The sequence below is a fragment of the Pseudomonas sp. A-1 genome, from assembly GCF_004801855.1.
Taxonomy (GTDB): Bacteria; Pseudomonadota; Gammaproteobacteria; order Pseudomonadales; family Pseudomonadaceae; genus Geopseudomonas.
This window is the reverse complement of record NZ_SSTC01000101.1, coordinates 1-11,861: the sequence shown is the minus strand read 5'-3', so window position 1 is coordinate 11,861 and position 11,861 is coordinate 1. Positions and strand designations below refer to the sequence as shown.

Below are 11,861 nucleotides of genomic sequence, written 5' to 3'. Positions count from 1 at the left end.
CGCGCCCGGCGCGGCGCCGCGCGCCGAGGCGCCGGATGCGCGGGTGCACCTGGACACCGTCAGGCACGCCGGCGGCCACACCCTGCGGGTGCACAACGAGCTGTTCGCCCCGGTGGAGGTCGAGCTGCGCCTGGAGGACGTCGCCAACGCCAGCGGCGCGCCGGACCGGCCGCTGCGCTGGATCCTGCCGCCGCGCAGCCAGATCCGCCTGCTGACCCTGGCGCCGCGCGACCCGGCGCAGCCGCTGCGCTACACGCCCAGACTCAGCCACGCCCTCGGCGACCCGCGCCTGCTGCCGCGGCCCTACCGCTACCCGCTGCCCTGGCAGGGCGGGCCGTTCCGCCAGAGCCAGGGCGCCAACGGCCTGTACAGCCACTTCACGCCCAAGGGTCGCCACGCGGTGGACATCGCCATGCCCGAGGGCACGCCGATCCTCGCCGCCCGCGAGGGGGTGGTGGTCGGCACCCTGAACAGCCAGGCCGGCGCGGCACCGTACCCCGGCGGCAACTACGTGCGCATCCTCCACGACGACGGCACCATGGGCGTCTACCTGCACCTGCAGCAGGGCTCGGTGCAGGTCGCCCCCGGCCAGCGCGTGCGCGCCGGCGCGCCCATCGCCCGCTCCGGCAACACCGGGCGCAGCACCGGCCCGCACCTGCACTTCGTGGTGCAGCGCAACGTCGGCCTGGCGGTGGAGTCGATCCCCTTCCAGTTCGCCCAGCCGGTGGACAGCCTGCCCAACTTCGCCATCGGCGGCGAGGACTGGCCGCGCTGCAGGGCTCGCCAACGACAAGGGCCACCCCGCGGGGTGGCCCTTTTGCGTTGGGCGAATAGGGCGCCGGTTCAGTCCAGCCTGAGCACCTTGGCCATGACGATCTTCGGCCCCTTCATCTTCTTGACGATGATGCGCAGGCCGTGGGTCTCCAGCGTCTCGTCCTCGCTGGGCAGGCGCTTGAGGCTGTCGTAGACCAGCCCGGCCAGGGTGTCGGCCTCGACGTCGTCGAGATTCACCTCGAGCAGGCGCTCGATCTTGAACAGCGGCGTGTCGCCGCGCACCAGCAGCTTGCCCGGCTGGTAGGCGAGCAGGCCGCGCTCGGTCTTGCGGTGCTCGTCCTGGATGTCGCCGACCAGCACCTCGAGCACGTCCTCCATGGTCAGGAAGCCGACCACCTTGCCGTCGGCCTCCTCGACCAGGGCGAAGTGCGCGCCGCCCTGGCGGAACTGCTCGAGCAGGCGGCCCAGCGGCAGGTGCCGCGACACCCGCTCGATGGGGTGCAGCAGGCTGCGCAGGTCGAAGGCGGCGGCCTCGCCGGGCTCGGGCAGGGCCAGCAGCAGGTCCTTGATGTGCAGCACGCCGACGAACTGCTGCGCGGCGTCCTGCACCGGGTAGCGGCTGAACTTGTGGCGGCGGATCTCGGCGAGGATCTCGTCGAGGCTGGCGTCGGCGTCCAGGCATACCAGGTCCTCGCGCGAGTTGGCCCAGTCGACCACCTCCAGCTCGCCCAGCTCCATGGCCGAGGCCAGCACGCGCAGGTCCTGGTCGCCGGCGTCGCGGCCGCGGCTGGAGTGGAGGATCAGCTTGAGCTCCTCGCGGCTGTAGTGATGCTCGTGGTGCGGCCCCGGTTCGCCCTGGCCGGCGATGCGCAGGATGGCGTTGGCGCTGGCGTTGAGCAGCCAGATCGCCGGGTACATGGCCCAGTAGAAGGCGTACAGCGGCGCGGCGGTCCACAGCGACAGGCGCTCGGGCTGGCGGATCGCCCAGGACTTGGGCGCCAGCTCGCCGACCACGATGTGCAGGTAGGAGATGATGAAGAACGCGGTGAAGAAGGCGATGCCGTGCACCAGCGCCGGCGAGTCGACGCCGAAGTAGCCGAGCAGCGGCTCGAGCAGGTGGGCGAAGGCCGGCTCGCCGACCCAGCCGAGGCCCAGCGAGGCGAGGGTGATGCCCAGCTGGCAGGCCGACAGGTAGGCGTCCAGCTGGCCGTGCACGGTGCGCAGGATGTGGCCGCGCCAGCCGTGCTCGGCGGCGATGCTCTCGACGCGGGTGGCGCGCAGCTTGACCATGGCGAACTCGGCGGCGACGAAGAAGCCGTTGAGCAGGACCAGCAGCAGGGCGAACAGGACGAGGCCGAAGTCGGCGAAGTAGCGGGCGGCGGTATAGGCAGGGGAAGGGTCCATGGGGGCTTGTCGCAGTGGAAAGCCCATAGCATGGGAGGCGGCGGCGCGGCTTTCAAGCCCGCCGCCGCCGCTTCAGCGCCGCACCACCTGCGCGGGCGGGAAGTGGCAGGTGAAGGTGCTGCCCTTGCCCGGCGTGCTGTCGATCTGCAGCTGGCCGCGGTGGTGGATCAGCACGTGCTTGACGATGGCCAGGCCCAGGCCGGTGCCGCCGGTGTTGGCCGAGCGGCTGGCGTCGACCCGGTAGAAGCGCTCGGTGAGGCGCGGGATGTGCCTGGCCTCGATGCCCAGGCCGCTGTCCTGCACGGCGAGGTGCGCGCCCGCGGCGTCGGCCCACCAGCGGATGCGGATCTCGCCGCCCTCCGGGCTGTACTTGACCGCGTTGAACACCAGGTTGGAGAAGGCGCTGCGCAGCTCGCTCTCGCTGCCCTTGAGCCTGACCGCGGCGTCGGCCTCCAGGCTGATGCGGTGGCGGTCGGCGGACAGCGCCTGGGCGTCGCCGCGGATCGACAGCAGCAGCAGGTCGACCGCCACCGGCTTGCTGTCGGCCGGGTAGTCGGTGGCCTCCAGGCGGGCCAGCAGCAGCAGGTCGTTGAGCAGGTTCTGCATGCGCGCGCCCTGCTGCTGCATCTGCTGCAGGGCGCGGCGCCAGCGTGGCTGGATGTCGTCGACGTTGTCCTGCAGGGTCTCCAGGTAGCCGGTGAGCACGGTCAGCGGCGTGCGCAGCTCGTGGGAGACGTTGGCGACGAAGTCCTTGCGCATCTGTTCGAGCTGGTGGAGGCGGGTGACGTCGCGCACCAGCATCAGGTGCTCGCCGTTGCCGTACAGGGTCAGCTGCAGCTGCAGGCGCAGGTGGTCGTCGACCGGCGAGGGCAGCTCCAGCGGCTCGCGGTGGTTGTCCTGCTCGAAGTATTCCTTGAAGCGCGGATGGCGCACCAGGTTGGTGATCGGCTGGCCGCCGTCCTGCTTGCGCTTGAGGCCGAGCAGCTGGCCGGCGGCGCGGTTCCACCACTCCAGGTTGCCCTGGCGGTCGAGCATGACCACGCCGTCCTTGAGCGCGGCGGTGGACTCCTGCACGCGGTCGATCACCGCCTGCAGGCGGCCGCGGGCGCGCTGGTTGCGCTTCTGCAGGTGGTAGATCTGGTCGAACACCTCGCCCCACACGCCGGAACCTTCCGGCGGCAGTTCGTCGGCGTTCTTCAGCCAGTGGTGCAGGCGCAGCAGCTGGCGCAGATTCCAGTACAGGTAGCCGGCGAGGCCGAGCACCAGCGCCCAGGCGTACTGGCCCGTGACCAGGCCGAGCAGCAGGCAGGCCCCCAGCAGCAACAGCAGGCGGCGGAGGAGGATGCCGCGCCAGTCTTGGTTCACCTTGCGATCCTTGTAAAGCGGCCGCCCCGGCGGGGCGGCGAAGGCCAGGGGGTGACGCGTGCGTCAGCCCTTGGTGGAGAAACGATAGCCGGTGCCGCGCACGGTCTGCACCAGGTTTTCGCAGCTCTCGCCGAGCGCCTTGCGCAGGCGGCGGATATGCACGTCGACGGTGCGCTCCTCGACGTAGACGTTGCCGCCCCACACCTGGTCGAGCAGCTGGCTGCGCGTGTAGGCGCGCTCCTGGTGGGTCATGAAGAACTGCAGCAGGCGGTACTCGGTGGGTCCCATCTCGGCCGGCTTGCCGTCGATGGTGACGCGGTGGCTGAGCGGGTCGAGCACCAGCGGGCCGACCTCGATCGGCGTCTCGCCGTCGCTGGCGCCGGCGCGGCGCAGCACCGCCTTGAGCCGGGCGACCAGCTCGCGCGGCGAGAACGGCTTGGTGATGTAGTCGTCGGCGCCGACCTCGAGGCCCTGGATCTTGTTGTCCTCCTCGCCCTTGGCGGTGAGCATGATGATCGGCGTGCCGGCGGTCAGCTCGTCGCGCTTGAGGCGGCGGGCCAGCTCGATGCCGGAGGTGCCGGGCAGCATCCAGTCGAGGAGGATCAGGTCGGGCTTGCGGTCGACGATCAGCGCGTGGGCCTGCTGGCTGTTCTCCGCTTCGAGGCACTCGTAGCCGGCCATTTCCAGGGCGACGGCGATCATCTCGCGAATCGGTGCTTCGTCGTCAACGATGAGGATGGATTTGCCAACCATGGGACTGTCTCTGTGATTCCGTGGCGATGCCGGCATTACATAACGGAATTATTGCAGCGATGTTACATGGCGGCGGCGAAGGGGCCGGCGGGCGGCTTCGGCTATGCTGCAAGGGCTCGCCGGCGCCTGCCGGCAGCCGGTGCCTGGCGTGCCGTCCGCCTGTCCTCGCGGTCGCCGGGTCCTCCCATCCCACCGAGGAGAGCCGCGATGCTCAGAATCCCTCCACCCCTGCTGGCGCTGGCCGGCGGCGCCCTGCTTGCGCTGCTCGGCCAGGCCCAGGCGGCCGAACCGGCGATGGTCAAGGACGGCATGCTGGTCGACGCCCGGAGCATGACCCTGTACACCTACGACAAGGACAGCCCCGGCCAGTCGATGTGCAACGATACCTGCGCGACCAACTGGCCGCCGCTGGTGGCCACCGCCGATGCCCAGGGCGACGACGACTGGAGCACGCTGCAGCGCGCCGACGGCAGCTGGCAGTGGGCCTACTACGGCAAGCCGCTGTACACCTTCATCCAGGACCAGAAGCCGGGCGACATGCTCGGCGAGGGCAAGATGGGCGTCTGGCACGTCGCCCGCCCGGCCGCCGGCCAGTAGCCGGGCGGCGGTACCCCCGCCGGCGTGCCGGCGGGGTTCAGCGCAGTGCGTAGTCGGCGATGGTACCGGCGAGGATCGCCAGACCGGCCCAGTGGTTGTGCAGGAAGGCGCGGAAGCAGGCCTGGCCATCTCCCGTGCGGGTGCTCCAGTACTCCCAGGCGAAGCAGCCGGCGGCCACCGCCAGGCCGAGGTGGAACCAGGCGCCCAGCCCGAAGCGCGCCGCGGCGAGCAGCAGGCACAGCAGGCTGAGGCCCTGGAGGATGGCGATGATCGGGCGGTCGGCGTCGCCGAACAGGATGGCGGTCGACTTCACGCCGATCTTCAGGTCGTCGTCGCGATCGGTGATCGCGTAGTAGGTGTCGTAGGCCACCGTCCACAGCAGGTTGGCCAGGTACAGCAGGGCCGCCGCCGCCGGCAGGCTGCCGGCCTCGGCGGTGAAGGTCATCAGGATGCCCCACGAGTAGGCCGCGCCGAGCACCACCTGCGGGTAGTAGGTGTGGCGCTTCATGAACGGGTAGAGCGCGGCCAGCGCCACCGCGCCGAACGACAGCCACACGGTGGTCGCGTTGGTCAGCAGCACCAGGGCGAAGGCCACCGCCATCAGCACGGCGAAGGTCGCCAGCGCCTCGCGCGGAGTCATCCGCCCGCTGGCCAGCGGGCGCGCGCGGGTGCGCTCGACGTGGCCGTCGAAGCGGCGGTCAGCGAAGTCGTTGATCGCGCAGCCGGCCGAGCGGGTCAGCACCACGCCGAGGGAGAAGATCAGCAGGTTGGCCAGCGACGGCACGCCCTCGGCGGCGATCCACAGCGCGGTCAGCGTCGGCCACAGCAGGAGGTAGATGCCGATCGGCCGGTTCAGCCGGGTCAGGTCGATGAAGTCCTGGGCGCGCGGGTGCAGGCGCGCCAGGGGCTTGAGCAGGGAGAGGGACATCGCGGGCCTCCGGAGTCGAAACCGCCGGCCGTGGCTGCCGCGCATTCGGCCGGTGCAAAGCGGGGCAGTATAAGGCGTGGCGCTCCCCCGGGGCGCCTCAGTTGCGCGTCGCGGCGTCGGCCTGCCACAGCGCCGGCAGGAACACCTCGGCGACCAGCACGCCCAGCGCGCCCTGGCAGAACAGCGAGCGGCGCCCCCACAGCCCCTCCGCGCGCACCGCCGGCGGCAGCAGCGCCGCCGGGTAGCGGCAGGCCTCGATCGGCTGGCGGGTGAAGGCCGGGTCGCGGAACAGCAGGTGGCCCAGCGAGGTGCTGCCGAGGCTGTCGAGGGCGAAGGGCTGCGCCTCCAGGGCGCTGCGCGCCGCCACGCTGCGGGCGAACACCCAGGCCTGCCCGGCGCCGTGCAGGTAGACCTCGCGCACCCAGCCCTCGCTGCCGGGCGCCACGCCGAGGGCGGCGCATTCGTCGTCGCGCAGGATCTGCCAGCCCTCGACCAGCGGCTCGACGGCGAAGCGGCCGGCGCCGAGCTCGGTGAGGCGGCGGGTCAGCGAGCCCGGCTCGTTGAGCCAGTCGAGCTCGCGGGCGGCGGGGGCGGGATGCAGCAGGTCGGGGGCCAGCCATCGCGGGCTGGCGCAGGCAGTCTGGGACACGGCAGGGCACGGCAGCGGAAAACCAGCGGCGAGTCTAGCACGCGGCTCCGCCGCGGGCCTCCGGCGTCGCGATCTACGACCAATGGCCGGTGCCGGCGTGCCTTCGGGGTCTGGCGCCGCTCCGGCGGGCATGCCATCCTTCGACCGTCCGCCGCGCGCCGGGGCCTGTCCGGCCGGCGTCATGCAGCGCGCGGCCTTGCCACAACAAGAACAATTCACACGAGGCATCTATGCGCAAACCGGAACTCGCTGCCGCCGTCGCGGAAAAGACCGACCTCAGCAAGGAAGAGGCCAACCGCGTCCTCAACGCCGTGCTCGAGCAGATCACCGACGCACTGAACCGCCAGGACAGCGTCACCCTGGTCGGCTTCGGCACCTTCCTGCAGCGCCACCGCGGCGCCCGCATGGGCAAGAACCCGCAGACCGGCGAACCCGTGAAGATCCGCGCCTGCAACACCGTGTCCTTCAAGCCGGGCAAGGCGCTGCGGGAAGCGATCAACTGAGCCCTGCGCCCCGGGGGATGCTCCCGGGGCGCTGCCATCGCGCTAGAATTCCGGCTCCCCTGCGTGACTCGCGAGGTGTCGCTGTGAAATTCCGCCTGCTCCTCTGGCTGCTCGGTCGTCTGCTGGCCGGTGCCAGCCGCCGCAATCCCGAATTCCGCCAGCAACTGGTCGACCGCGACCTGGTGTTCCAGCTGCAGACCCAGGACGGCCGCATCGCCCGCCACTTCGTCGTCAGGGACCAGCGCATCCGCAGCGCAGCCGGCACGGTGTCCCAGCCCGCCTTCAGCATCGCCTTCCGCAACGCCGCCTACGGCTTCGCCGCCCTGACCGCCGACAATCGCCAGCTGGCCTTCATGCAGGGCATCCAGAACAAGGACATCCAGATCAGCGGCAACCCGGCGCTGGTGCTGTGGTTCCAGGGGCTGACCCAGCTGCTCGGGCCGCGGAAGAAGCAGGCGGCGTGAGCGCTGCTGTTCCTGCACGCGCGCGCCTCGTCCGTCGGTGCCGTTGCGCGGCGAGCCGACCAGCCGACCATGGAGAGCTGCAAGCATGATCCGATCCCTGCTGGCCATCGCCGTGGGCGCATCGCTGGGCGCGATCCTGCGCTGGGGGCTGGGCACCGCCTTCAACGCGCTGTTTCCGACCATCCCGCCCGGCACCTGGCTGGCCAACATGCTGGGCGGCTACCTGATCGGCGTGGCGCTGGCCCTGTTCGGCCAGCACCCCGGCTGGGCTCCCGAGTGGCGCCTGCTGGTGATCACCGGCTTCCTCGGCGGGCTGACCACCTTCTCGACCTTTTCCGCCGAGGTCGCCACACTGATCCAGCAGGGCCGGCTGCTGTGGGCCGGGGCCGCCATCTCGGCGCACGTCGTCGGCTCGCTGCTCATGACGCTGCTCGGTCTGGCGACCGTGGCGCTGTTCAAGACCGCCTGACCGGGAGGGCGATCGCATGCAGGGTTATCAACTGACCTTCTTCACGCAGCAGGATCGCCGGCACGGCGGCTTGCCGCTGGGCGAGTGGCTGATGCAGGAGGCGCGCAGGCTCGGTGTCCGCGGCGCCACCCTGATCGCCGCCGCCGAAGGCTTCGGCCATGCGGGCCGGCTGCACTCGGCGCGCTTCTTCGAACTGGCCGACCAGCCCATCGAGGTGACGATGGCGCTCACCGCAAGCGAGGCCGAGCAGCTGTTCCAGCGTCTGCGCGAAGAGAAGATCGACGTGTTCTACGTGAAGACGCCGATCGAGTTCGGCATGAGCGGCGACGGCAGCCCCTGAAAACGCTTCATCTCCCCGCGAACGGGCCACGATAGCGGCCGCTATCGTGTTTTTCCGCCCCGGCCTCACACCTGCCCGTACTGCTGCCCGTGCCTGAGCCAGCGCTCGAGCAGCGGGCTGACGTGCTGCGGCCAGCGCGCCAGCAGGGTCTGCGCGGCTTCGCGCACCTCGGGCAAGAGGTCGGAATCGCGCAGCAGGTCGGCGACCTTGAACTGCAGCAGGCCGGTCTGGCGGGTGCCGAGCATCTCGCCGGGGCCGCGCAGCTCCAGGTCCTTCTCGGCGATGACGAAGCCGTCGCTGGTCTCGCGCATGATCGCCAGGCGCTCGCGGCCCAGGTGCGACAGCGGCGCATGGTAGAGCAGCACGCAGTGGCTGACCGCGCTGCCGCGGCCGACCCGGCCGCGCAGCTGGTGCAGCTGCGACAGGCCGAGGCGCTCGGGGTTCTCGATGATCATCAGGCTGGCGTTGGGCACGTCGACGCCGACCTCGATCACCGTGGTGGCGACCAGCAGCTGCAGTTCGCCGGCCTTGAACTGCTCCATCACCGCGGCCTTCTCGGCCGGTTTCATGCGCCCGTGGATCAGGCCGACGCGCAGCTCGCCGAGGGCGGCGGACAGTTCCTCGAAGGTGCTCTGCGCCGCCTGGCAGGTCAGCTCCTCGGATTCCTCGATCAGCGTGCACACCCAGTAGGCCTGGCGGCCCTCCAGGCAGGCGGCGCGCACCCGCTCGACCACCTCCAGGCGCCGGCTGTCGGCGATCACCAGGGTGGTCACCGGGGTGCGCCCGGGCGGCAGCTCGTCGAGGATCGAGGTGTCGAGGTCGGCGTAGGCGCTCATCGCCAGGGTGCGCGGGATGGGCGTGGCGGTCATGATCAGCTGGTGCGGACAGAGGCGGCCGTCGACGCCCTTCTGGCGCAGCGCCAGGCGCTGCTGCACGCCGAAGCGGTGCTGCTCGTCGATGATCGCCAGGGCCAGGTTCCTGAACTGCACCTCGTCCTGGAACAGCGCGTGGGTGCCGACCACCATCGGCGCGCCGGCGGCGATGCGCGCAAGCGCCGCAGCGCGCGCCTTGCCCTTGAGCTTGCCGGCCAGCCAGGCGACCTCGATGCCCAGCGGCGCCAGCCACTTGCCGAAGTTGAGGAAGTGCTGCTCGGCGAGGATCTCGGTGGGCGCCATCAGCGCCACCTGGTAGCCGGCCTCGATGGCCTGCAGGGCGGCCAGCGCGGCGACCACGGTCTTGCCGGCGCCGACGTCGCCCTGCACCAGGCGCAGCATCGGCGCGGCCTGCGCCAGGTCCCAGGCGATCTCGGCGGCGACCCGCTGCTGGGCGCCGGTGGGGGCGAAGCCGAGCCCGGCGAGGAACTGCGCCGGCAGGCGCACGGCCTTGGGCAGCGGCGGCGCCTGCTGGGCGCGGATGCTCTCGCGCAGGCGCTGCAGCGACAGCTGGTGGGTCAAGAGCTCCTCGAAGGCCAGGCGGTGCTGCGCCCAGTGGCGGCCCTCGGCGAGCTCCTCCAGATCGGCGTCCGGCGGCGGGCGGTGCAGGTAGCGGATGGCGTCGGCCAGCGGCGCCAGCCGGTACTGGCGGGCCAGCTCGGTCGGCAGCCAGTCGGGCAGGCTGCGCCCGTCGAGGGCGTGCAGCGCCTGCTGGCTGAGGGCGCGCAGGCGCTGCTGGGTGAGGCCCTCGGTGCTCGGATAGATCGGCGTGAGGCTCTGCTCGACCCGCCCGGACGGCTCGTCGGCGCCGAGCGCGCGGTATTCGGGGTGGTAGATCTCCAGGCCGGTGGCGCCGGGGCGCACCTCGCCGTAGCAGCGCAGGTGGGTGCCGCGCTTGAGGCCGTCCTTCTGCGCCTGGCTGAAGTGGAAGAAGCGCAGGCTGAGGGTGCCGGTGGCGTCCTGCAGGCGCACCAGCAGGCTGCGCCGGCGGCCCATGGTCACCTCGGCGCCGCTGACCACGCCTTCCACCACGGCATCGCCGCCCGGGCGCAGGGCGGCGATCGGGGTGACCCGGGTGCGGTCCTGGTAGCGCAGCGGCAGGTGGAACAGCACGTCCTGCAGGGTCTCCAGGCCGACCCTGGCGAGCTTCTCGGCCAGCGCCGGACCGACGCCCTTGAGCGTGGTGACGGCGACGCGCGCCAGTTCGGTCATGCCGGCTGGGCCGCCTGCGCCCCTTGCGGCGGGTGGCTCAGCGAGCACAGGCGCACGGCGTCGACCAGCACGTCGATGGCCTTGGGCCGCGGGAAGCTGGCGCGCCAGGCGATGGCCACGCTGCGGTAGGGCACCGGCGGGCTGAGCGGGCGGATGGCGATCACCCCCGGCGCGTAGTGGTGGCTGTCCACCGCGGTGAACGGCAGCACCGACACGCCGAGGCCCGAGGCGACCATGTGGCGGATGGTTTCCAGCGAGCTGGACTCGACGGTGGTGTGCGGGTGGGCCTCGCTGCCCTTGCGGGTGGTCGGGCAGGCTTCCAGCACCTGGTCGCGGAAGCAGTGGCCCTCGCCGAGCAGCAGCAGGCTCTTGTCGTTGAGCATCTCGGCATCGATGCTGGCCCGCGCGGTCCACGGGTGCTCGGCGGGCATCACCACGTAGAACGGCTCGTCGTACAGCGGCTTGGTCAGCACGTCGGCTTCCTGGAACGGCAGGGCGATGATGATCGCGTCCAGCTCGCCGGTGCGCAGCTTGTCGCGCAGCACGTGGGTGAAGTTTTCCTCGATGTACAGCGGCATGTCGGGGGCGATCTTGTGCAGCTGCGGGATCAGGTGGGGGAACAGGTAGGGGCCGACGGTGTAGATGGCGCCGACCTTGAGCGGCGCGGCCAGCTGGTTCTTGCCGGCCTGGGCCAGTTCGCGGATGCCCTGGGCCTGCTCGAGGACCTTCTGCGCCTGGGCGACGATGCCCTCGCCGACCGGGGTCAGGCGCACCGCGCTCTTGCTGCGCTCGAAGATCAGTACACCCAGCTCGTCCTCGAGCTTCTTCACGCCGACCGACAGGGTCGGCTGGCTGACGTGGCAACGCTCGGCGGCGCGGCCGAAGTGCTGTTCCTGGGCAAGGGTGACGATATAGCGCAGTTCCGTGAGTGTCATAGCGAATATCCATTGAGATGCCCCCAAGCATAGCGGCTGTCTTCAATGGAACCAACCGCCCGCGGCAAGGCGGGCGGCTGGCGCTTTCAGCGGCGCTCCAGCGAGTAGACGAAGGGCGCCACCACCTCGAGGCGGCCATCGCGCAGCAGCTCGGCCGGCGGCGCCGGCAGCGGCTGGGCGCGGCGGATCATCTGCAGGGTGGCGCGGTCCAGGCTGGCGCTGCCGGACTTGCCGGCCAGTTCGAAGCTCAGCACCTTGCCCTGGCCGTCGACCACGAAGCGCAGCCGGACCACGCCCTCCTGGCCGCGCCGGCGCGCATCGTCGGGATAGCGCTTGTGGCGGTTGAGATGGGCGAGCAGGCGGCTCTGCCAGCTGGCCTTGGCCTGGGACGGCGCCGGGCTGCCGGCCTGCGGACTCGGCTGGGCGGCCGGCCTGGCGTCCGGGGCGGGGGCACTGCTCTCGACCGGCGCGGGGTTCGGCGGGGTCGGCAGCGGCGGCTGCGGCCTGGGCTCGGGTCTGGGTTCCGGCTTGGGCTT

13 protein-coding genes and 1 pseudogene are annotated in these 11,861 nt (G+C 71.4%); 6 read left to right on the top strand and 8 right to left on the bottom strand.

Going from position 1 to position 11,861, the window contains the following annotated elements:
* Positions 1-760: pseudogene (locus E5198_RS22090) on the top strand (M23 family metallopeptidase); the annotation flags it as partial.
* Between the two features lie 83 nt (positions 761-843).
* On the opposite strand, the gene E5198_RS18115 reads toward E5198_RS22090, so the two are convergent.
* The 3 genes from E5198_RS18115 to phoB all read right to left on the bottom strand — a co-directional run bounded on the left by E5198_RS18115 (position 844) and on the right by phoB (position 4,296).
* Positions 844-2,178: a hemolysin family protein gene (locus E5198_RS18115; RefSeq protein WP_136491356.1), complete on the bottom strand. Its 1,335-nt coding sequence runs from the start codon at positions 2,176-2,178 to the stop codon at positions 844-846.
* A 72-nt stretch (positions 2,179-2,250) separates the two neighbouring features.
* Positions 2,251-3,543: a phosphate regulon sensor histidine kinase PhoR gene (phoR, locus tag E5198_RS18110; protein WP_136491355.1), complete on the bottom strand. Its 1,293-nt coding sequence runs from the start codon at positions 3,541-3,543 to the stop codon at positions 2,251-2,253.
* Between the two features lie 63 nt (positions 3,544-3,606).
* Positions 3,607-4,296: a phosphate regulon transcriptional regulator PhoB gene (gene phoB / locus E5198_RS18105; RefSeq protein WP_136491354.1), complete on the bottom strand. Its 690-nt coding sequence runs from the start codon at positions 4,294-4,296 to the stop codon at positions 3,607-3,609.
* Between the two features lie 207 nt (positions 4,297-4,503).
* Between phoB and E5198_RS18100 the strand changes: the two genes are divergently transcribed.
* Positions 4,504-4,893, top strand: a complete 390-nt coding sequence (locus tag E5198_RS18100; protein WP_136491353.1) for a hypothetical protein — start codon at positions 4,504-4,506, stop codon at positions 4,891-4,893.
* A gap of 37 nt (positions 4,894-4,930) precedes the next feature.
* On the opposite strand, the gene ubiA is transcribed toward E5198_RS18100, so the two are convergent.
* Both ubiA and E5198_RS18090 read right to left on the bottom strand, forming a co-directional pair.
* Positions 4,931-5,821, bottom strand: coding sequence for a 4-hydroxybenzoate octaprenyltransferase (gene ubiA / locus E5198_RS18095; protein WP_136491352.1), 891 nt, complete (start codon positions 5,819-5,821; stop codon positions 4,931-4,933).
* A 97-nt stretch (positions 5,822-5,918) separates the two neighbouring features.
* Complete coding sequence (locus tag E5198_RS18090) at positions 5,919-6,470, bottom strand: chorismate lyase (protein ID WP_372239894.1); 552 nt, start codon at positions 6,468-6,470, stop codon at positions 5,919-5,921.
* A 230-nt stretch (positions 6,471-6,700) separates the two neighbouring features.
* Here E5198_RS18090 and E5198_RS18085 point away from each other — a divergent pair, with 230 nt between their 5' ends.
* The 4 genes from E5198_RS18085 to E5198_RS18070 all read left to right on the top strand — a co-directional run bounded on the left by E5198_RS18085 (position 6,701) and on the right by E5198_RS18070 (position 8,246).
* Complete coding sequence (locus E5198_RS18085) at positions 6,701-6,973, top strand: HU family DNA-binding protein (protein ID WP_136491350.1); 273 nt, start codon at positions 6,701-6,703, stop codon at positions 6,971-6,973.
* An 83-nt stretch (positions 6,974-7,056) separates the two neighbouring features.
* Positions 7,057-7,437, top strand: a complete 381-nt coding sequence (locus tag E5198_RS18080; RefSeq protein WP_136491349.1) for a helicase — start codon at positions 7,057-7,059, stop codon at positions 7,435-7,437.
* 85 nt (positions 7,438-7,522) lie between these two features.
* Positions 7,523-7,906 (top strand): fluoride efflux transporter CrcB, encoded by a 384-nt coding sequence (crcB, locus tag E5198_RS18075; protein WP_136491348.1) that lies wholly within the window; start codon positions 7,523-7,525, stop codon positions 7,904-7,906.
* Between the two features lie 16 nt (positions 7,907-7,922).
* Positions 7,923-8,246 carry a DUF190 domain-containing protein gene (locus E5198_RS18070; RefSeq protein ID WP_136491347.1) on the top strand — a complete coding sequence of 108 codons (324 nt, stop codon included), beginning with the start codon at positions 7,923-7,925 and terminating at the stop codon, positions 8,244-8,246.
* A gap of 65 nt (positions 8,247-8,311) precedes the next feature.
* On the opposite strand, the gene recG is transcribed toward E5198_RS18070, so the two are convergent.
* From recG to E5198_RS18055, 3 genes are all read right to left on the bottom strand, one after another.
* Positions 8,312-10,390 (bottom strand): ATP-dependent DNA helicase RecG, encoded by a 2,079-nt coding sequence (gene recG / locus E5198_RS18065; RefSeq protein WP_136491346.1) that lies wholly within the window; start codon positions 10,388-10,390, stop codon positions 8,312-8,314.
* Positions 10,387-11,325: a hydrogen peroxide-inducible genes activator gene (locus tag E5198_RS18060; RefSeq protein WP_136491345.1), complete on the bottom strand. Its 939-nt coding sequence runs from the start codon at positions 11,323-11,325 to the stop codon at positions 10,387-10,389. Before E5198_RS18060 ends, recG begins: the two co-directional genes overlap by 4 nt.
* 86 nt (positions 11,326-11,411) lie before the next feature.
* Positions 11,412-11,861, bottom strand: a 450-nt coding sequence (locus E5198_RS18055; protein ID WP_136491344.1) for an energy transducer TonB, incomplete at its 5' end; no start/stop codon positions are given.